The organism is Mesorhizobium sp. Ca11 (assembly GCF_020165275.1).
Classification (GTDB): Bacteria; Pseudomonadota; Alphaproteobacteria; order Rhizobiales; family Rhizobiaceae; genus Mesorhizobium.
The window spans coordinates 1-20,367 of the sequence record NZ_JAIUHU010000006.1 but is presented as its reverse complement, the minus strand read 5'-3'; the positions used below and the strand labels follow the sequence as shown (position 1 = coordinate 20,367).

The window sequence follows — 20,367 nt, the reverse complement described above, 5'->3', positions numbered from 1 at the left end:
ACGGATGAGGGGTGTTTCAGCGGGGTGAGGCGTTGGCGGCATCCAACGCAGCTCAAGTCCGTGTCAAGCTGGAACACCCCTCATCCGTCGCCTTCGGCGACACCTTCTCCCGCAAGGGGAGAAGGAAAGGTGCTGCTTCACCCAAATTTCCCCGTCCTGGGAAAACCCTTCGGCACCATGCGGCCGGCGGCGGCGCGGGCTCCGATCCACTCGGACAGCTCCTCGCGCGACTTGGTGAAGGTGCGATCGGCCGAATCCTGCCAGGAGAGCCCCGTCGCCAGGGTGAAGGTCTTCAGGTCCAGCACGCCGCCGTCCTTGTATTTCTGCAGGCGCACACCCTTGCCGCGCGCCATTTCCGGAATTTCGGCCAGCGGGAAGACCAGCATCTTGCGGTTCTCGCCGACAATAGCGAGATGGTCGCCCGAAACCGGGATGCAGCGCTTGGCCTCGTCCGGCGCCTTGACGTTCATCACCTGCTTGCCCTTGCGGGTGTTGGCGACGACCTCTTCCTCCGAAACGACGAAACCGTTGGCGTCGTATGAGACGAGCAGCAGCTTGCGCTTCGGATCATGGACGAAGGCAGTGACGATGTCCTGGTCGTTCTCCATGTCGACGATGATGCGGATCGGCTCGCCATGGCCGCGCCCGCCCGGCAGCCGATCGGCGCCGATGGTGTAGAACTTGCCGCCGGTGGTGAAGACCAGGATCTTGTCCGTGGTCTGGGCATGGAAGGCGAGCTTCAGGCTGTCGCCTTCCTTGAAGGTGAGCTGCGAATGGTCGGTCAGGTGGCCCTTCATGGCACGCAGCCAGCCCTTTTCCGACACAACGACGGTGACCGGCTCGCGCTCGATCATCGCATGCGCGATGTCGGTCAAGTCGTGCTCGGGCGCATCGGCAAACTGGGTGCGACGCTTGCCGAGCTCGGTCTGCGGACCGAACGTGTCACGGACCTTGGCGACTTCCCACTTGATCGTCGACCATTGCTTGGCGTCGGAAGCCAGCAGGGCCTCGATCTGCTTCTTCTCGGCGGTGAGGCCGTCGAATTCCTTGCGGATCTCGATCTCTTCTAGCTTGCGCAAAGCGCGCAGGCGCATGTTGAGGATGGCTTCGGCCTGGTTGTCGGTGAGCGACCAGCGGGCCATCATCACCTGCTTGGGCTCATCCTCCTCGCGGATGATCCTGATGACCTCGTCGATGTTGAGATAGGCGATCAGATAACCGGCGAGGATTTCCAGCCGCTTCTCGATCTCGCCGAGCCGGTATTTCGAACGACGGATCAAAACCTCGCGGCGGTGGTCGAGCCACTCCTTGAGCACGCCCTTCAACGACAGGACGTTCGGCACCTTGCCGCGCGACAGCACGTTCATGTTGAGCGGGAAGCGGCTTTCGAGCTCGGTAAGCTTGAACAGCGATTCCATCAGGATGCCGGGATCGACGGTGCGGCTCTTCGGCACCAGGACGATGCGGATGTCCTCCGCACTCTCGTCGCGGATGTCCTCGAGCAGCGGCAGCTTGCGTGCCATCAACAGCTCGGCGATCTTCTCGATCAGCCTGGCCTTCTGCACGCCGTAGGGGATCTCGGTGACGACGATGCTCCAGGTGCCCCTGCCCTGGTCCTCCTGGCCCCATTTGGAGCGCACGCGGAAACCGCCGCGGCCCGTCTCATAGGCTTCGAGGATCGAGGCGCGGCTGTCGACGATGATGCCGCCCGTCGGGAAATCCGGCCCCTGGACGAAATCCATCAGCTTCGCCACCGGCGCTTCGGGATGCTCGATCAGATGGAGCGCTGCGTCGCAAAGCTCGGCGGCGTTGTGCGGCGGGATCGAGGTAGCCATGCCGACGGCAATGCCCGACGAGCCGTTGGCGAGCAGGTTGGGGAAAGCGCCCGGCAGGACGGACGGCTCCTCGTCCTCTTCATTGTAGGTCGGCCGAAAATCGACCGCGTCCTCGGTGATGCCGGCAAGCAGCTCGCTCGCCACCTCGGTCATGCGCGCTTCGGTGTAGCGCATCGCCGCGGCGTTATCGCCGTCGATGTTGCCGAAATTGCCCTGCCCGTCGACCAGCGGGTAGCGCATCGAGAAATCCTGCGCCAGCCGTACCAGCGCATCGTAGATCGATTGGTCGCCATGCGGATGGAACTTGCCCATCACGTCGCCGACGATGCGGGCGCATTTGGCGAAACCCTGATCGGGGTTGAGCCTGAGCAGCCGCATGGCATGCATGATGCGGCGATGGACCGGCTTCAGTCCGTCGCGCACATCCGGCAGCGCCCGGTGCATGATGGTCGACAGCGCGTAAGCGAGATAGCGCCGCTCGAGCGCTTCCTTCAGATCGACCGGTTCGATTTTATCGCCGCCGCCATTGTCATCAGGCGGCAAAAGCCTTTTTCCCATGGATTTGGACTAGCCGAGCGGGTGATTCGCGGCAAGCGCCGCGTGTACGTCGGCGCATTCGCCGCGGCTACAGACACGCAGCCGGCGGTGTGAAGGATTTCACGGAAGCGGCGCCACGGCGGCTGCAATTTGCCGCCGATCTGCAACAGGCTTGGTCGGCAACATGACGCCGACCAACATCAATCCGTTACATGCGGCCGCTATCTGGCAATGCAACGCGCTGGCGGAGGAAAGCCGCGGTCTTCATGACAAATTCACCGCATCGGGCAATAGCTGCCGACCGGCGTTTGCTTTTCATCGCCGTTTTCGACAAATGGGCCCGGAAATGCCTTTTTCCCGTCCCGTTCGTCACGGAATGGTGATGGAGCAGATGTCAAAAATAATTTCACAATAGCCAATCAGGACAGGGAACTCGCCATGACAATCCAACGCTCAACACTCAAGAAACTGGCCTTTTCGACCTTTCTGCTGACGCTGCCGCTCAATTCGGCCTTCGCCGCCGATCCGGCGGTGGCCGAGCGCATCAAGGCGGCCCTTGCCGCCCAGGGCGTCGAGATTTCCTGGACAGGTGTCTCCGGCGACGATTCGAACGCCGTCCTGCAAGGTGTTTCCATCAAGCCGGCGGCCGAGAAGGAAGCGCTGCCGATCGGCGACGTGAAGCTGGAGGGGGTCAGCGAGGCCAATGGCAGCTATGAGATCGCAACCCTCTCGACCTCGCCTTTCGAGCACAGCAAGGACGGCGTGACGCTCAATCTCAGCCCGGTGGTCGTCCACGGCATGAAGGTCCCGGCCGAAGGCGGCACCGATCCGCTCGGCTCGCTGATGATGTACAAGTCGGCGGAACTCTCCAACATGACGGTCAAGGTCGGCGACAAGACGGCTTTCGCGATGGACGGGCTTGCCGTCCAGATCACCCCGCCGGCCGACGGCAAGGCGATGGACTTTACCGCCAACACCGAAAAATTCACCGCAGATCTCTCGCTGGTCGACGATCCGAAGTCCAAGGAAGCGATCGACGCGCTCGGCTACCAGAACATCTCGGGCAACATCGCGATGGCCGGCACCTGGCAGCCGAGCGACGGCAAGATGGAGCTGTCGAAATATGACATCTCGGTCGAGAATGCCGGCACGCTCGGCATGACCTTCAATCTCGGCGGCTACACGCTCGACTTCATCAAGTCGATGCAGGAAATGCAGAAGAAGCTCGCCGCCCAGCCGGAAGGCGCCGACAATTCCGCGCAAGGCATGGCCATGCTCGGCCTGATGCAGCAGCTTTCCTTCAACGGCGCATCGGTGCGCTTCGAGGACGATTCGCTCACCGGCAAGGTGCTCGACTATGTCGGCAAGCAGCAGGGCATGTCGGCCAAGGACGTCGCCAACCAGGCCAAGGCGATCGTGCCGTTCGGCATGGCGCAGCTCAACAATCCCGAGCTGACGGCGGAAGTCTCGGCGGCAGTCAATACCTTCCTCGACAATCCAAAGAGCCTGGAAATCTCGGCCGAGCCGCCGTCGTCGGTGCCGTTCGCGCTGATTATGGCCGGCGCCATGTCCAACCCTCTCGACCTGCCGAAGACGCTTGGCGTCAAGGTCAAGGCGAACCAAGACTGATCGGACAGTCAGCTGCAAAGAAAAGCCCGGCAGCGATGCCGGGCTTTTCTTGTTGAAGGCGATTCTTGTAGGAAAAAGAAGATCCTGGCTACGGCTTTTAGCCTTCCTTCTTCGCCGCAGCGACGCGCAGCGACAGCTCGCGCAGCTGCTGCGGAGTCGCTTCCGAAGGCGCGTTCATCAAAAGGTCGTAGGCCTGCTGATTCATCGGGAACATGGTGATCTCGCGCAGGTTCTTGGCCCCCACGAGCAGCATGACGATGCGGTCAACGCCGGCCGCCATGCCGCCATGCGGCGGCGCGCCATATTGGAAGGCGCGATAAAGGCCGCCGAAGCGCTCCTCCACGGTTGCGCGGTCGAGACCGACCATCTCGAAAGCCTTGACCATGGTTTCCGGCAGATGGTTGCGGATGCCGCCCGACGCTATTTCGAAGCCGTTGCAGACCATGTCGTACTGGAACGCCTTGATGCTGAGGGGCTCCTGGCCGTTCAGCGCATCGATGCCGCCCTGCGGCATCGAGAACGGGTTGTGGGCGAAGTCGATCTTCTTCTCGTCCTCGTTCCATTCGAAGAACGGGAAATCGACGATCCAGCAGAGCTCGAAACGCTCGCGATCGACGAGGTTCAGCTCCTCGCCGGCGCGGGTGCGCGCGGCGCCTGCGAAGGTGACGAACTTCTTCGGGTCGCCGGCGACGAAGAAGGCGGCGTCGCCATCGGCAAGGCCGAGCTGCTGGCGGATCGCCTCGGTGCGCTCCTCGCCGATGTTCTTGGCGATCGGACCCGCGCCTTCGAGTTTTTCGCCTTCCTTGCGCCAGAAGATGTAGCCGAGGCCAGGCTGCCCCTCGCCCTGCGCCCAGGAATTCATGCGGTCGCAAAAGGCGCGGCTGCCGCCGGTCTTTGCCGGAATGGCCCACACCTCGGCTTTCGGATCGTTGGCAAGGATGTTGGCGAAGACCTTGAAGCCGGAGTCGCGGAAATGATCCGAGACCGCCTGCATCTCGATCGGGTTGCGCAGGTCAGGCTTATCGGTGCCGTAGGTGCGCATCGCCTCGTCATAGGGAATGCGGCGGAATTCCTGGGTCACCGGCTTGCCGGCGGCAAAGGTCTCGAAGACGCCGCGCAGCACCGGCTCCATGGTGGAGAGCACGTCGTCCTGCTCGACGAAGCTCATCTCGAGGTCGAGCTGATAGAATTCGCCAGGCAGGCGGTCGGCGCGCGGGTCCTCGTCGCGGAAGCAGGGCGCGATTTGGAAATAGCGGTCGAAGCCGGAGACCATGATCAGCTGCTTGTACTGCTGCGGCGCCTGCGGCAACGCGTAGAAGGTGCCGGGATGGATGCGCGACGGCACCAGGAAGTCGCGCGCCCCTTCGGGCGACGACGCGGTGAGGATCGGCGTCGAAAACTCGGTGAAGCCGACCTCCCCCATGCGCTTGCGCATCTCGGCGATGATCTTGGTGCGCGCGACGATGTTCTTGTGCAGCGTCTCGCGGCGCAGATCGAGGAAGCGGTATTTCAGGCGGATGTCTTCGGGGTAATCCGGCTCGCCGAACACAGGCAGCGGCAGCTCCTTGGCGGCCGACAGCACTTCGATCTCGCGCGCGAAAATCTCGATCTCGCCGGTCGGCAGGTTCGGATTGACGGTTTCCGGCAGCCGCGCCTTGACCTCGCCGTCGACGCGGATCACCCATTCGCCGCGCAAGGTCTCAGCGACCTTGAAGGCCGGCGAATCCGGATCGGCGACGATCTGGGTCAGGCCGTAATGGTCGCGAAGATCGATGAAGAGCAGTCCGCCATGGTCGCGCACGCGATGCACCCAGCCCGACAGGCGGACGGAATTGCCGACGTCGTTCTTTCTCAACTGGGCACAGGTGTGGCTGCGGTAACGATGCATAGTCATGGGGTAAAGTCCGGAAATTGCGGGCGTCGGCCCGGCTCGAAAATTGGCGCGAAAAGCGCATGAGAGGCGGGCTTTGTCAAGGCAAGCGGTCACACAGGCGCGCCGCTGCGACTGTTCAGGCAAAGTGGACTTGCACACCCCGGCTTTGGAAATCGGCGAGCGTGGCAGCAGGCGCGGTCCTTTCCACCACGAGATGGCGGATCGCATCCGCTTCCGCCACGCGATAGGGCGCGGCGGTGGCGAGCTTGTCGTTGGTGACGGCAATGACGATGCCGGCGCTGTTTTTCGCCATGGCGCGTTTCACTTCGGCTTCGGCGGAATCGAAGGCGGTGACGCCGCGCGCGACATCCAGCCCGCAGGAGCCCAGAAAGAACAGATCGGCGCCGAGCTGCGCCACAGCGGCCAGCGTGTCTGTCCCGACGCAGGTGCCGAGATCGGGCACATAGCGGCCGCCGAGCACGATCAGCTCGACCAGGGGAAGGTCCGTCAGAGCCGAGGCGACGCCCAGCGAATTGGTGGCGACGGTCAGTTCCATATCGCGCGGGATCGCCCGGGCGATCGCCTCGTTGGTCGTGCCGCCGTCGATGAACAGCGACTGCCCCGCGCCGAGCAGCGCAACAGCCGCCTTGGCGAGCCGGGTTTTTTCCTCGACCGCATGACGGCTGCGCTGGCTGAGCGGCGCGGCTGCAAAGGGCCCCGATGGGACAGCGCCGCCATAAACGCGACGCAGCTGCCCGGCCTTCGCCAGTTCCCTCAGGTCGCGGCGCACAGTGTCCTCCGATACGCCGAAACGGCTGGCGAGCTCGCCGGCCAGCACCTTTCCGTCCGCCGCAAGCCGGTCGCGAATGAGTTGGTGGCGTTCTTCGGTGAGCATGCGCGATCCTGTTTATTTGTGCACGTTGTTGCATGTTTTGCCTGTTCATGCAAGAAACAGAGTCGCCGGCAGCCTGAGAGCCGCCGCCGAAATCTCCTTAGCGGATTTGCCTGATGACCCTTGGCCTGAAACTCGCCCCGCAGCACCGCGTCTATGCCGGCTTCGCGATCTATTCCTTTGCCATGGGCAACATCTTTCCGCGGCTGCCCGATATCAAGCGGGCCATGCAGATCGAGGACGGCACGCTCGGTCTCGCCCTGATCGGAACGCCGATCGGCACTCTGATCGCGCTGACGCTGGCGACGCCGATCCTGGAGCGCGTCGGCTTCCGCCGGGCGCTGCTGTGGCTGGTGCCGCTGCTTGGCTTCGCCTACGCCGTCGCGGTGCATGCGTCGGGCCCCGCGGCCCTGTTCCTGATGCTGCTCCCGGTCGGATTGATGATCGGCAGCATCGAGATCATTTTGAATGTCGAGGCGGACAGGACCGAGTTCCTGCTCAAGCGCCGGATCATGAACCGGGCGCATTCGTTCTGGAGCATCGGCTTCTTCGGCGCAGGCCTGTTCGGCGGCGCGCTGGCGCATCTCGGCCTGTCGCCGCAACTGCATCTGGCGCTGGTGGTGCCGACGGTGGCGGTTGCGATGGCGCTGTTCCTGGGCGGCTTCGAACCCGCGCCTGCCCGTTTCGCCGCGACCGGCGACAAGCCGCCGATATTCGCCCGTCCGACGCTGCCGATCCTGATCCTCGTCGCGGTGACATTGTCGGCAATGCTGATGGAAGGCGCCAGCATGGACTGGTCCGCCATCTATATGCGCACGGTGTTCGACTCGGGCCCCTTCGTTGCCGGCTTCACCGTGGCGCTGTTCGCCTTCTCGCAGGCGACGACACGCTTCTTCGCCGACAGCTTTGTCGACCGCCACTCGCCGAGCGGCGTAGCGCGCGTGCTGCTGGCAACAATGGCGGTCGGCGTGTTCATCGTCTTCTTCTCACCCCTACCCTTCATCTCGATGCTGGGCTTTGCGCTTCTGGGCATCGGCAGCAGCGCCATCTTTCCGCTGGCGATCTCGGCTGCGGCGCAGCGTACCGACCGTCCGGCGGCGATCAATGTCGCGGCCCTGTCGCAGATCTCCTTCGTCGCCTTTCTGCTTGGCCCGCCGCTGCTCGGCTTCGTGTCGGACCACTGGGGCATCCGCTCGGCCTATGGCATCAGTATACCCTTCATCCTGCTCAGCCTGGCCACAGCCGGCGTGCTTGGCCGACGGCCATCGGCCGAAGCCGCGGATACCGCAAGGCAAAGCGTGGAGGCGCAGGCCGGCGAGGCCTGAACCGCCCCGCCGGGCCAGCGCATATCGCCATCGCGCGAAACTAGCGGTGCGTGACGACGTCGCGGCGCTTGACGAATGCCCGCGCGGCTGAAATTGAAAGAGGCCTAATATTGTGCCAAAAGCGATTTGATGCAGGTCATCACCACACAAGAAGAACTCGAGAGCGTTGTCACGGCGTTCGAAAAGTCGGAATTCGTTACCGTCGATACCGAATTCATTCGCGAGACGACCTTCTGGCCGATCCTTTGCCTGATCCAGATGGCCGCGCCTGGGATTGAGGCGCTTATCGATCCGTTATCGCCCGGCATCGACCTGAAACCGTTTTTCCGGCTCATGGCCAACGAAGCGGTGCTGAAGGTTTTTCACGCGGCGCGCCAGGACATCGAAATCATCGTCCATCTCGGCGATCTGGTGCCGCATCCGGTGTTCGACACCCAGGTGGCGGCGATGGTCTGCGGCTTCGGCGACAGCGTTTCCTACGACCAGCTCGTGCAGAAGGTCACCGGAGCCCGGCTGGACAAGTCCTCGCGCTTCACCGACTGGCGGCACCGGCCGCTCTCCGACAAGCAGCTCGAATACGCGCTTGCCGACGTCACCCACCTGATCGAGGTCTACCAGCATCTCAGCGCCGAGCTGAAGCGCGAGAATCGCGGCCACTGGCTGAACGAGGAGATGGATGTCCTCACCTCGCGCGAGACCTACGATCCGCATCCCGAAGATGCCTGGAAAAGGCTGAAGATGCGGCTGCGCAAACCGCAGGAGCTGGCGATCGTGCAGGCGGTGGCGGCCTGGCGCGAACGCGAGGCGCGCGAGCGCGACGTGCCGCGCGGCCGCGTGCTCAAGGACGACGCGATCTATGAGATCGCCCAGCAGGCGCCGCGCGATGCGGCCGCGCTCGGCAAGCTGCGCACCACGCCGAAAGGCTGGGAACGCTCCGCCACGGCAACCGCGCTGCTCGGCGCGGTCAACGCGGCACTGGCGCTGCCCAAGGACGCGATGCCGAAACTGCCGAAAAGCGTGCAGCCGCCGGAGGGGTCGAGTGCGGCGGCGGAACTGCTCAAGGTGCTGCTCAGGATCGTCGCAGAGAAGGAAGGCGTGGCCACCAAGGTGCTTGCCTCCAGCGACGATATCGACCGCATCGCCGCCGAGGGCGACGAAGCCGACGTGGCGGCATTGCAGGGCTGGCGGCGCGCCGTTTTCGGCGAGCAGGCGCTAAGGCTGGTACGCGGCGAGATCGGCATCAAATTCGACAAGCGCCGGATCGCGTTGTTCGAGCTGTAGCGCCTCTTCCTTCTCCCCTTGCGGGAGAAGGTGGATCGGCGCGCAGCGCCGAGACGGATGAGGGGTGTTCCGGCGGAGTGAAACGCTGGCGATCTCCTATCGCGGCATCCAACGCTGGCTTAAGTCCCTGTCAAACTGGAATCCGGCCGCTGCGCGGCCACCTTCGTCCACAAGGGGAGAAGGGAAAGGCGAGCCTCACACTACCTCGAGCAGGTGGAGCGCGAACCAGATCCAGGCGATGAGAAGTATGCCGGCGCCAAGGAAGAAGGCGCGGCTGCGGTGCAGCACATGGTTTCTGTCGAGATGCACCCAGGCGTGGACATAGCGCGTGACTATGAACAGCCACATTAACGCTAGCGTCAAGTAGTTCACGCCATTGGTGACGAACAGCGCCAGGCACAGCACGTGAAAGAGAACCGGCAGCTCGAACTGGTTGATCAGGTTGTTGGCGACGGTGACGCTCGAGGCCGGCTCGGTTGAGCGGACCTTGTACTGGCCGATCCTGGCTTCGCCGGACTTAACAGCGAGATAGCGCCGCTTGAACATCACCAGATAGACGACATAGACGAGAAGAACATGCGCCAGCATCGGCCAGAAGATGGCTGTCTGGCGCATCTGCTTGTCCTCAGCGTCGCCGCCCGGCCAGCGCGAAGACCGCGATGACGAAGACCGGAATCGCCAGCAGCGCGAATTTGCTGACGGTCAGCAAAGAGGCGAAGGCCAGCGAATCGGGATTTGCCAGCTGGAAATCGGAGAGCAGCCGCGCCATGGCAAAATTCTGGGTGTAGTCGGCGACCGCATAAGGAGCCACTAGCACCAGCGAGAACAAGGCCTGCAGCTGCGTCGGCAAGGCGCGGAAGGTGCTGAGTCGCCGCCCGAAGACGAGGATAAGGCTGACCAGCGTCAGCGACAGCAGCGCCGGGAACAAAAGATCGAAGGTCAAATAGTGCCAGACGATGATGATCTCGCCGCCGCGCCGGCCGAGCGCGGTGAGCCACGCCATGCCTTCGTCGGGCGTGAAGCCGGCGACGCGCATGTCGAGCGAGGCCAGGCCGCCGCTCAAGCGCTGGAAATAGAGAAACTCCAGCGCCGTCATGAGGAGGAACAGCGCAATCGAGGCGATGGAGAGCGCTGCCGCGTGACGCGACAGCCGCAGCACCGCCACGCTCAAGTCACGCCACAGTCCCCGCCGGCAGTCAGGCCGATCGGTCTGCCGATCAAATTCCGCCCGGGTAATTGGGGCTTTCGCGGGTGATCGTGACGTCATGGGCATGGCTTTCACGAAGTCCGGCGTTGGATATGCGCACAAAAGTGGCGCGCTCGCGGAAATCTGCAAGATCACGTCCACCCACATAACCCATAGCGGCTTTCAGGCCGCCTGCAAGCTGGTGCAGCACGCCAGCCACAGGTCCTTTATAGGGAACCTGCCCTTCAATGCCCTCCGGAACCAGCTTCAGCGTGTCGCGAACTTCAGCCTGGAAGTAGCGGTCGGCCGAGCCGCGCGCCATGGCGCCGACCGAACCCATGCCCCGATACGCTTTGAAGGAGCGGCCCTGGTGGAGATAGACCTCGCCGGGGCTCTCGTCGGTGCCGGCAAGCAGCGAACCGATCATGGCCGCGCTTGCGCCGGCGGCGAGCGCCTTGGCGAGATCGCCTGAATATTTGATGCCGCCATCGGCGATGACGCTGACGCCGGCCCTGCTGGCCGTCTCGACCGCCGACATGATTGCCGACAGCTGCGGAACACCGACACCGGCGACGATTCGGGTGGTGCAGATCGAACCCGGGCCGATGCCGACCTTGACGGCGTCAGCGCCGGCATCGATCAGCGCCTGCGTGCCCTCGGCCGTGGCGACATTGCCGGCCAGGATGCGCACGGAGTTCGACAGCTTCTTCGCCCGCGTCACCGCATCCAGCACGCGCTGCGAGTGGCCATGCGCGGTGTCGATGACGAGCAAGTCCACGCCGGCGTCAATCAGGCGCTCGGCGCGCTCGAACCCGTCATCGCCGACGCTGGTGGCGGCCGCCGCGCGCAGGCGCCCCTGCGCGTCCTTGGTGGCGTGCGGGTTGAGCTGCGACTTCTCGATGTCCTTGACGGTGATCAGGCCGACGCAATTGCCGTTCCTGTCGACCACTACCAGCTTCTCGATGCGATGCTTGTGAAGGAGACGCTTGGCTTCGTCCTGGTCGACATTCTCCTTGACCGTGATCAGGTTCTCACGCGTCATCAGCTCGTAGACCTTCTGCGCCGGATCGGAGGCGAAGCGCACGTCGCGGTTGGTGAGGATGCCGACGAGGCGGCCGACCGTGTGGCCGCCGGTGCCGCCATTTTCGACCACCGGGATGCCGGAAATCGAATAGGTGCGCATCAGCGCCAGCGCATCGGCCAGCGTGGCGTCGGGGCCGATGGTGACTGGGTTCACCACCATGCCGGATTCGAATTTCTTCACCTGCCTGACCTGCTCGGCCTGTTCGGACGGCGAGAAATTGCGGTGGATGACGCCGATGCCGCCGGCCTGCGCCATAGCGATCGCCAGCCGCGCTTCGGTGACGGTGTCCATGGCTGCCGACAGGATCGGCACGTTGAGATCGATGTCGCCTGCAATTCGGGTGCGGATGTCGGTCTCGCCAGGCATGACTTCGGAATGGCCGGGCTGCAAGAGCACGTCGTCGAAAGTCAGCGCCAGCGCGCCGGTGGACGTTTCGATGATTTTTGCCATGGCCAGTCCTTTTGAATGCGGAAAAGGCGCCGGGCCGATTGGCCAGCGCCGACTCTTCTTCTTCCCTTTCAGGATTGGCGCTGGCTGGTACCACGTCCTGTCGCGGTTGAAAAGCCGATCGTTGCGAGACGGCCTATTCGATGCCGAGAAGAGCATCGAGCAAAGCGTGGCGCGGCAACTCAAAAGGATTGACGACAGTTACGCCGCCCCAGGTAAAACCGTCTTGAAGATCTTCTGACAAAAGGAGCCGGCAACCCGCTTGCGAAGCGGCGGAAAGAATGACGGCATCCCAGACGCCGAAACGATGGTCCGCAGCAAGATCGACAGCCGTCATCATCACTTCCGGCGTTGTTTCAATAACCGGGAAGGCGTCGCGCCAGCTAAGCAGTGTATCGCGAGCCTCCTGGGGCGATCTTCTAGCTTTGCGAAGCAGAACATTGAACAGTTCACCCAGCACCTGGACCGGAACAACCACAGCGCCTTGCGGAACGTTCCGTAGCAATTCGAGGGCGAGGTCGCGCTTCTCAGGATCATTGACGCCCTCCGCGTAGGCAAGGACGTTGGTATCCAGCGCGATCTTCACGGGTTATCCTCATAAAGATCCTCGCGAGTCCAGCGTCCTGCATTGACGATCGGCTGCCTTTCGAGTCGCGACAGCAGAGCTGCGCGCGACCGGGAGGCCACGCCCTCGTGCTTGTCCGCAGGCACGATCCGCGCCACTGGCCGCCCATGGCTGGTCACGACGTAGCTCTGCCCCTCGCGTACTTCACGCAGGATATGAGAGAATCTGCGATTGGCGTCGGCTGCAGAAACAGTTTCGTCCATGGTTGCACCTATAATGTAGTTATTATTACTACATAGCGGCCGGCCTTGCATTTGACAAGTCCGCGTACCGTGACGCCAACCAGGACTGCGCTCCCGCAAAAGTGACAGCAATTTAATGCGACATCCGGGGCGAGGCGTGATAACCGCCCGGTCGCACCGGTTCGCCCCCAAGCCGGGCCTAGATTCGCGAAGACAGATCAGGGCGTTTCCCTTGAACCGCATCATCCCGCTCATACTGGCGGTCGCATTGTTCATGGAGAACATGGATTCGACCGTGATCGCGACGTCGCTGCCGGCGATCGCTGTCGACATCCACACGAGCCCGATCGCGCTGAAGCTGGCGCTGACGGCTTATCTGGTGTCGCTGGCGATCTTCATTCCGATCAGCGGCTGGATGGCCGACCGGTTCGGCGCCAAGAACGTCTTTCGGGCTGCGATCGGTGTCTTCATCGCCGGCTCGGTTGCCTGCGCGTTTTCCAATTCACTGCCGGCTTTCGTTGTGTCGCGCTTCCTGCAAGGCATGGGCGGGGCGATGATGACGCCGGTCGGCCGCCTGGTGCTGGTGCGCGCCACGCCCAAGAGCGAGCTGGTCGCGGCGATGTCCTGGCTGACCGTGCCGGCGCTGGTCGGCCCGCTCGTCGGCCCGCCGATCGGCGGCTTCATCACCACATACTTCACCTGGCACTGGATTTTTTTGATCAACGTGCCAATCGGCTTTATCGGCATGTGGCTCGCCACCCGCTATCTGCCCAGGACGGAGCCCGCCGAGACGCCGCCGCTCGATTTCCCGGGCTTCGTGCTCTCCGGCCTTGCCGCTTCCGGCATCGTCTTCGGCCTTTCCGTCGTCAGCCTGCCGGCGCTGCCGCCGATGGCCGGCTTCATCACCATTGTAGTCGGCGTGGTCTCGGGCGCGCTCTATCTCCTTCATGCGCGGCACGCCAGGAATCCGCTGCTGGCGCTGGAGCTGTTCCGCAACCAGGTTTTCCGGTCCTCGGTGCTCGGCGGCTCGCTGTTTCGCATCGGCATCGGCGCGGTGCCGTTCCTTTTGCCGCTGATGTTCCAGATCGGCTTCGGGTTGACGCCCTTCCAGTCCGGCATGATCACCTTCGTCTCGGCGATCGGCGCCATCGGCATGAAGTTCGTGACCGCGCTGATCTTCAGGCTCGCCGGCTTCCGCCGCGTGCTGATCTGGGGCTCGCTTGTCGCGGCCGCATCGATCGCCATCTACGGCCTGTTCACGCCGCAGACGCCTTACGCCCTGATGCTGGCGATCCTTTTGGTCGGCGGCTTCATCCGCTCGATGTTCTTCACCGGCGTCAATGCGCTTTCCTATGCCGAGATCACGCCCGCCGACACCAGCAAGGCGACACCGATCACGGCGGTTTTCCAGCAATTGTCGATCGCGCTCGGCGTGGCGCTGGCCGGCGGCGTCCTCGAAGTGTCGACCTCGATCCATGGCGGACCGCTGACCCTGCGGGATTTCCACATCGCCTTCTTCATCGTGGCAGCCGTCTCGGCGGCGGCATCGATCACCTTCATGCGGCTTGCGCCGGAGGCCGGCAACGCGGTCTCGGGCCACGGCCGGCTGACTAAGCCGAAGACGCTGGAAACGGTGGGGACCGCGGGGAAGTGAGCGCCGCTTCTCCTTCTCCCCTTGTGGGAGAAGGAGAAGGCGCTAGCCTTTGAACTCCTTCGCCAGCAAATACAGCTCCACCGATTCATCGCGCGAGGCCGGCGGTTTCACATGATGGACGGATCGGAAATTCTGCTTCAGCAATGACAAAAGCTCGTTCTCGGCGCCGCCCTGAAAAGTCTTGGCGAGGAAATGTCCGCCGGGCTCCAGGACGTGCAACGCGAAATCGGCCGCGACTTCGCACAGATGCATGGTGCGCAGATGGTCGGTGCGGCGATGCCCGGTCGTGGGTGCCGCCATATCGGACAGCACCACATCCGGCCGGCCGCCGAGCGCCTCGGCAAGTTTTTGCGGCGCGTCGGGATCGAGGAAATCCATCTGCAGGATGACGGCGCCCGGAACCGCGGCCATCTCGAGATAGTCGATGCCGACGACATGTGGGTTTTCCGCCGTCGACTTCGTCCGCGCGGCCGCTACCTGGCACCAGCCGCCGGGCGCAGCGCCGAGGTCGATGACCTTCATGCCGGGCTTCAGCAGATGATGCTTGTCGTCGATCTCGATCAGCTTGTAGGCGGCGCGCGAGCGGTAGCCGTCGGCCTTGGAGCGCTGCACATAGGGATCGTTCATGTGGCGCTCGAGCCAGCGGCGCGAGGATTCCTTCAAGCCGCTCTTCTTCTTGATCCTGGTCTTGAGGACGCGAATGCCGGCGGAACCCGGCTTATCCGGTTTCCTAGCCATCAACGGCCTCGCCCGCCATCGCGCCAGACACCGTCGTCCGCCATCAATTCGCTCAGTATCCCCTCGCGCAGGCCGCGGTCGGCGACGCGCAAGCGCTCGGACGGCCAGACACCGCGGATCGCTTCCAGGATGGCGCAGCCGGCGAGCACGAGGTCGGCGCGGTCGGCGCCGATGCAGGGGTTGGCGCAGCGCTGCTGGAAATCCCAGCCGATCAGGCGCTCGATCATGCGGTCGACGCTGTCGCGGTCCATCCAGAGGCCATCGACGCGGCGGCGGTCGTAGCGATCGAGATCGAGATGCACGCCGGCCAGCGTCGTCACCGTGCCGGAGGTGCCGAGCAGGTGGAAATTGGGACTTGCCAGCACATGTGCCAGCCGGTCGCGGCCGTCGAAGACCTTCAACCGCGCGGCCACGTCGTCGACCATGGCGGCAAAGGTCTCGCGCGTGACCGTGCGGCCGCCGAAGCGCTCGGCGAGCGACACCACGCCGACGGGCAGCGAGGTCCAGGAGACAATATGGTTGGCGAGCCGCGGAGAGCGCCGTCCGGTCAGGTCGATCAGCGCGATTTCCGACGAGCCGCCGCCGATGTCGAACAGCACCACGCCTTGCGTGTCGCGCTCGACCAGCGAGCCGCAACCGGAAACGGCAAGGCGGGCCTCGGTCTGGCGGTCGATGATCTCGAGCTTGAGTCCGGCCTCGCGCTCGACCCGATCCAGGAACTCGACACCGTTTGCGGCCGAACGGCAGGCTTCGGTGGCGATCAGCCTGGCTTTCCTGATCTTGCGGTTGCGCAGCTTCTCGCCACAGACCTTCAGCGCCTCGACCGCGCGATCCATCGCGGCTTGGCTGAGCCGGCCGCTGGCGGTCAGCCCCTCGCCCAGCCTGACGATGCGCGAGAAAGCGTCAATGACGCGGAACTGGCCGTGACGGCCAGGCACCGCGACCAGCAGCCGGCAATTGTTGGTGCCGAGGTCGAGCGCGGCGAAGACAGGCAATTCCTGTTGCGGCGGACGCTGCGGGGCCGCCAGCCTTGGCTCAACCGGCGAAAGCCCGCTCGGAGGCTGTTTTGTCGCCGTGGCGGCAGGCGCGGCATGCGGCACGGCGACGTTCTCGTCACGCGCGAACACCTTGCGGCCGCGCTTGCGCTTGCGTCGCTTGCGCGTCTTGCCTTTCGGTTGATCGCCATGCTGGTCGGCCTGGCTTAGGCCAATCTGTCGCTGGCCGGCATGTCTTTGGTGCGCACCCGCGTGGCGGCTGAATCGCGCCGTGTGCGGGCCCGCCGATTGCGTCGGCGATGCCCCGGACATGCCCACTGCCGACGCGCCCGCGCCGGTATCGTGGTCTTCCACTTCAGTTCCTTCCGGCGCCGCGCGAACCGGTAGCGGACGCAGCAGGCACCTCGATTTGTTCAAGTTGCCAACAGAGTAGCAGCGCAGTTCACAATCACCAAGAGCGCGAGGCCGAATTTCGCAAACGTCGCATTTTGCCAGATCACGTTGGGGCAATGTCTTGCCGGTTGAATAGCCGGCTTCAATCAGGCATGTCTGAAATGAAGGTTCGAAGGTTGGGCAACATCAAAATCAATGAGTTGCAACGCATGATGACGACGCCATGAATTGGAGGCGCTATTTCTGGCCGGTCATAGGCATCGCGGCCGTGGCGTTCTCGCTTTGGCTGCTCATCCACGAACTGCGCGGCGTTTCGCTCGACGACGTCTGGGCCGGCATTGCCGCCATCCCGCCGCGCGGCTGGGTGCTCGCGGCACTGAGCGCGGTCGTCGCCTATGCCTCGCTCGCCGGCTACGACCACATCGCGCTGCTGCATATCGGCAAGAAAGTATCGTGGCTGTTCGTCACGCTGTGCTCCTTCACCACTTACGCGGTGTCGCACAATATCGGCGGCTCGGTGTTTTCCGGCGCGGTCATCCGTTACCGCGCCTACGGCACGCGAGGACTGACCGGCCAGGAGGTCGGCGTGCTGGTGGCGATCTGCTGGTTCACCTTCATCCTGTCCAGCGTTTTTCTCGGCGGCCTCGTGCTGTTGCTGGAACCGCAGATCATCGATCGTTTCACGGGCGCGCCGCATCACGGCGCCGCATTCGCCGCAGGGCTCGCCATGCTCATCCTTGCCTGCGCCTACGCCTTCGGCAGTTGGCTGCGGCTGAGACCGCTGAAGATAGGCAGCTTCCAGCTGCACTATCCGGCGCTGCCGATCGTGGCGCGGCAATTGCTGATTGGGCCGGTCGAACTGCTCGGGGCCGCCGCGATCATCTATTTTGCCCTGCCCGAGATCGGCAATCCCGGCTATTTCGTGGTGCTCGGCGTGTTCATGGTGTCGTTCTCGATCGGGCTCCTGTCGCACGCGCCTGGCGCGCTCGGCGTGTTCGAGTTCGTCTTCCTCACCGGGCTTTCGGACATGGATCCGGTCGGCGTGCTCGCCGCGCTTCTGGTGTTCCGCCTGTTCTATCTCATTATTCCGCTGCTGATCGGCCTTGGCGTGGTGCTCTATTTCGAGCATTCCCAATACAGCAAAGGCGAGAGCTGAGCCTTCGGCGCCTGGCGGCAGAGCCAATGCATGTCGCCCAAAGTGCGGAACGGCTTTGGGAGAACGACATGCATCGGACAAAGGTTCAAAAAGCCTGCGTTGATCTCAGCTGCGGGCTTGACTATTTTCGGATGGCGGCTACAAGGCAGCGCTCGCGGCACATGAGCCGTCCGCATCGCGCGATACCAGACGCGCCTGCTGGGGAATAGGTTAACGGTAGACCCACGGACTCTGACTCCGTTAGTCCTGGTTCGAATCCAGGTTCCCCAGCCAAACTGGATGTCCTGTGGACGACTTGGTTCCACAAGCTTCTTTCGCCGTCCCCATGTACGATTCTCCGCCGCGATTTCACGCAGGAGACGCGTCTGTTCGACCAATGCGCAGATTCGATCATAGAAGGCGTTGTCGACGCGCCTATCGAGTTTGAACGGAGACTCAGACGCGCGCGAAGAGCGGGCATCAGCATGGCCGTTCTGCACGGCCGGAAGTCCTGCCGAGGTGGTTGACCGTGAGGGTCTATGACCTAGCTTAGAGTTCAGAATGGACTGTCCGGACTCCCAAAAATGCGGATTGGAAAGCATCGTGGGAGAACTTTTGGGATATTGACGATGGAGAGGTGCGAGTCGGCTTTTCGGGACATTTGCGGCGGGCGACAACCGGCGGCCACGGTGTCTTTGAGCTTCGGTTCGAGCGCACATCTTCTGCGCCGGCATCTTCTGCCGGCGCATGACCGCGCTCCGCAACGCAACAAATACATTCGCACCGCACTGGAAGGCCCGAAGCAGTGACAGCTTCGAGAGCAGCAGCAGCTTTAGCCAGCATCGGGGAGAAGACCCAAACACCGCTTCGCGAACTTAAATTGCACCCAAGACCACATGGGCACGACGATGCCAAATCATCTTGCCGAAATTTACACGAATAACACAGATCTCGCCATCCTGGCCGGGATTGCGATACTCGTACTGGCGGGCGTCTTTCTTGTGCTCCGGCATGCCCTTGTCGCAGTGCTGCGGAGTCGCCCGAAACCAAATGCCTACCTGAAAGAATGCAAGCCTGTTCCTCTCGAGGAGGTTCCTTGGGTCTGGGAACGCCCGGTCGACCTTGCAACCGGACCTGGTTCTTCTCAGGCTGTCGTATCCTCGGATGCGGATGCCCGGCCTCAGGATGCAAACTACCGTCAGTTCGGGGTGCGAATCGAGCATTTCGAGATGATCTCCGAAGCTTATGAGAGTTCGCCAGGCGACCTGCCCAATCCCTTCGCTTCCCCGACAAACAGCGCTACGGACTCACCTCCCCGTGTTCGCTGGCCTATTGGTCTTGTATCAGGCCTGGGCATCGCCACGATCTGCCTGGCCGTGTCGCTTGGCTATACGATGACGAGACAGAATTGGGTCGAAAGCGCCCCCGCCATTTCGCAGGCCCAGAATCCCTCCCAGCCCGATCTTTCGCGATCCTTCGCGGTTCCGGCGAGTGCTGCATTGGATATGGAGGGACCAGCCCAGGGCGACGGGCGTACGAATGCCGCATCGCCTGGCCCGGATCTCGCGGCTGCCAAGGCTGAAGTCGAGGCTGCTCGTGCTCAGGTATCCGCCGCGAGGAATCTGGCCGGCCAGGAGCACCGAGCTGTGGAAGAAGAGCGCGCCAGAAGCGCCTCTCTGCAGAGTGCGCTCTTGGAATCGCGCAAGCAGGTCGATGCGCTGAGGACAAGCATGGCAGCAGCCGACGACGCATACGGGGAGCGTTTGCGCAACGAACTCACGGCAGCCCGCACGTACGACGCATTGCAGCGCATTGCGGGAGATGCTCGCAGGCTGCTGGGCGAGAGCATCAACTATGTCGTTACGCAGATGCCGGCTGCTCATCTGGAGCGTCAGCGAACTGAATTGATGGCACGCGACCTATCCCAAGCGCGGGCGCAAATTTCGCAGCTTGAGGCCAGGGCCGCCGAGGACCGCGCCAGTGCCAAGGCCTCGCTTGCGCAAGTGAACGCAGTGCTTGACGACGAGCGCCGGAAGTCGAAGGACCTTCGCGGCGACCTCGCCGCAATGGAACTGTCCAAGGCCGCGATCGCGGATAAGGCCGAGCGGGAACGAACCGGTGCAGCCACAGCGAGAGAACGGGTGGAGCAGACCGCATCCGAGACGGCGCAGGCTCTGACACGAGAACGCGCTTCCGCAGCATCGACCCGTGAGGACCTCGATAAAGCCCGCCTCGAGCGCGACGCGGCTGAACAGGAACGAGCCAAGGCTGTCAAAGCAAAAGAGCGTGCGGAGCAGACCGCAGCCGAGACGGCGCAGGCTCTGACACGAGAACGCGCTTCCGCAGCATCGACCCGTGAGGACCTCGATAAAGCCCGCCGCGAGCGTGACGCGGCTGAACAGGAACGAGCCAAGGCTGTCTCAGCAAAAGAGCGTGCCGAGCAGACCGCAGCCGCGACGGCGCAGGCTCTGACACGAGTACGCGCTTCCGCAGCATCGACCCGTGAGGACCTCGATAAAGCCCGCCGCGAGCGTGACGCGGCTGAACAGGAACGAG

Annotated in this window: 17 protein-coding genes and 1 tRNA gene; 8 read left to right on the top strand and 10 right to left on the bottom strand. The window is 63.4% G+C overall.

The window, feature by feature from the left end; translation table 11 throughout:
• Positions 1-137 precede the first annotated feature (137 nt).
• A complete protein-coding gene (gene parC, locus LB538_RS12240; RefSeq protein WP_224530750.1) occupies positions 138-2,393 on the bottom strand; it encodes a DNA topoisomerase IV subunit A in 2,256 nt (751 codons plus the stop codon).
• A gap of 163 nt (positions 2,394-2,556) precedes the next feature.
• Between parC and LB538_RS12235 the strand changes: the two genes are divergently transcribed.
• Both LB538_RS12235 and LB538_RS12230 read left to right on the top strand, forming a co-directional pair.
• On the top strand, positions 2,557-2,787 hold the full coding sequence (locus LB538_RS12235; protein ID WP_224530754.1) for a hypothetical protein: 231 nt from the start codon (positions 2,557-2,559) through the stop codon (positions 2,785-2,787).
• 23 nt (positions 2,788-2,810) lie between these two features.
• The gene (locus LB538_RS12230) at positions 2,811-4,001 is read left to right on the top strand and encodes a hypothetical protein (protein ID WP_224530757.1); all 1,191 of its coding nucleotides are present in this window, start codon (positions 2,811-2,813) and stop codon (positions 3,999-4,001) included.
• 97 nt (positions 4,002-4,098) lie between these two features.
• On the opposite strand, the gene aspS is transcribed toward LB538_RS12230, so the two are convergent.
• Positions 4,099-5,889 (bottom strand): aspartate--tRNA ligase, encoded by a 1,791-nt coding sequence (gene aspS, locus LB538_RS12225; protein WP_224530804.1) that lies wholly within the window; start codon positions 5,887-5,889, stop codon positions 4,099-4,101.
• 121 nt (positions 5,890-6,010) lie between these two features.
• Positions 6,011-6,769 (bottom strand): DeoR/GlpR family DNA-binding transcription regulator, encoded by a 759-nt coding sequence (locus tag LB538_RS12220; protein WP_140541251.1) that lies wholly within the window; start codon positions 6,767-6,769, stop codon positions 6,011-6,013.
• A gap of 113 nt (positions 6,770-6,882) precedes the next feature.
• Between LB538_RS12220 and LB538_RS12215 the strand changes: the two genes are divergently transcribed.
• Both LB538_RS12215 and rnd read left to right on the top strand, forming a co-directional pair.
• Entirely contained in the window at positions 6,883-8,091 is a 1,209-nt protein-coding gene (locus tag LB538_RS12215; RefSeq protein WP_224530759.1) for an MFS transporter, read from the top strand.
• A 129-nt stretch (positions 8,092-8,220) separates the two neighbouring features.
• Positions 8,221-9,372 (top strand): ribonuclease D, encoded by a 1,152-nt coding sequence (rnd, locus tag LB538_RS12210; protein WP_140842635.1) that lies wholly within the window; start codon positions 8,221-8,223, stop codon positions 9,370-9,372.
• A 195-nt stretch (positions 9,373-9,567) separates the two neighbouring features.
• Here the strand turns inward: rnd and LB538_RS12205 are convergent, their stop codons facing one another.
• The 5 genes from LB538_RS12205 to LB538_RS12185 form a co-directional block, all read right to left on the bottom strand.
• Entirely contained in the window at positions 9,568-9,987 is a 420-nt protein-coding gene (locus tag LB538_RS12205) for an MAPEG family protein (protein ID WP_095767715.1), read from the bottom strand.
• 10 nt (positions 9,988-9,997) lie between these two features.
• Positions 9,998-10,543 (bottom strand): hypothetical protein, encoded by a 546-nt coding sequence (locus LB538_RS12200; RefSeq protein WP_224530762.1) that lies wholly within the window; start codon positions 10,541-10,543, stop codon positions 9,998-10,000.
• Between the two features lie 46 nt (positions 10,544-10,589).
• Entirely contained in the window at positions 10,590-12,092 is a 1,503-nt protein-coding gene (gene guaB, locus LB538_RS12195) for an IMP dehydrogenase (protein WP_224530766.1), read from the bottom strand.
• A 133-nt stretch (positions 12,093-12,225) separates the two neighbouring features.
• Positions 12,226-12,675, bottom strand: coding sequence for a PIN domain-containing protein (locus LB538_RS12190; protein ID WP_224530769.1), 450 nt, complete (start codon positions 12,673-12,675; stop codon positions 12,226-12,228).
• Complete coding sequence (locus LB538_RS12185; protein ID WP_095767718.1) at positions 12,672-12,917, bottom strand: type II toxin-antitoxin system Phd/YefM family antitoxin; 246 nt, start codon at positions 12,915-12,917, stop codon at positions 12,672-12,674. The genes LB538_RS12190 and LB538_RS12185 overlap by 4 nt, the downstream gene beginning before the upstream one ends.
• A gap of 211 nt (positions 12,918-13,128) precedes the next feature.
• Between LB538_RS12185 and LB538_RS12180 the strand changes: the two genes are divergently transcribed.
• Positions 13,129-14,550 carry an MFS transporter gene (locus LB538_RS12180; RefSeq protein ID WP_224530771.1) on the top strand — a complete coding sequence of 474 codons (1,422 nt, stop codon included), beginning with the start codon at positions 13,129-13,131 and terminating at the stop codon, positions 14,548-14,550.
• Between the two features lie 42 nt (positions 14,551-14,592).
• On the opposite strand, the gene LB538_RS12175 is transcribed toward LB538_RS12180, so the two are convergent.
• Together LB538_RS12175 and LB538_RS12170 are read right to left on the bottom strand one after the other, a co-directional pair.
• Positions 14,593-15,288, bottom strand: a complete 696-nt coding sequence (locus LB538_RS12175; RefSeq protein WP_095767720.1) for an RlmE family RNA methyltransferase — start codon at positions 15,286-15,288, stop codon at positions 14,593-14,595.
• Positions 15,288-16,637, bottom strand: a complete 1,350-nt coding sequence (locus LB538_RS12170) for a Ppx/GppA phosphatase family protein (protein WP_224530774.1) — start codon at positions 16,635-16,637, stop codon at positions 15,288-15,290. Before LB538_RS12170 ends, LB538_RS12175 begins: the two co-directional genes overlap by 1 nt.
• A 262-nt stretch (positions 16,638-16,899) precedes the next feature.
• Between LB538_RS12170 and LB538_RS12165 the strand changes: the two genes are divergently transcribed.
• From LB538_RS12165 to LB538_RS12155, 3 genes are all read left to right on the top strand, one after another.
• Complete coding sequence (locus LB538_RS12165) at positions 16,900-17,832, top strand: YbhN family protein (protein WP_224530777.1); 933 nt, start codon at positions 16,900-16,902, stop codon at positions 17,830-17,832.
• 199 nt (positions 17,833-18,031) lie between these two features.
• A tRNA-Gln gene (locus LB538_RS12160) sits at positions 18,032-18,105 on the top strand.
• Between the two features lie 602 nt (positions 18,106-18,707).
• On the top strand, positions 18,708-20,367 hold a 1,660-nt coding region (locus LB538_RS12155; protein WP_224551670.1), incomplete at its 3' end, for a hypothetical protein.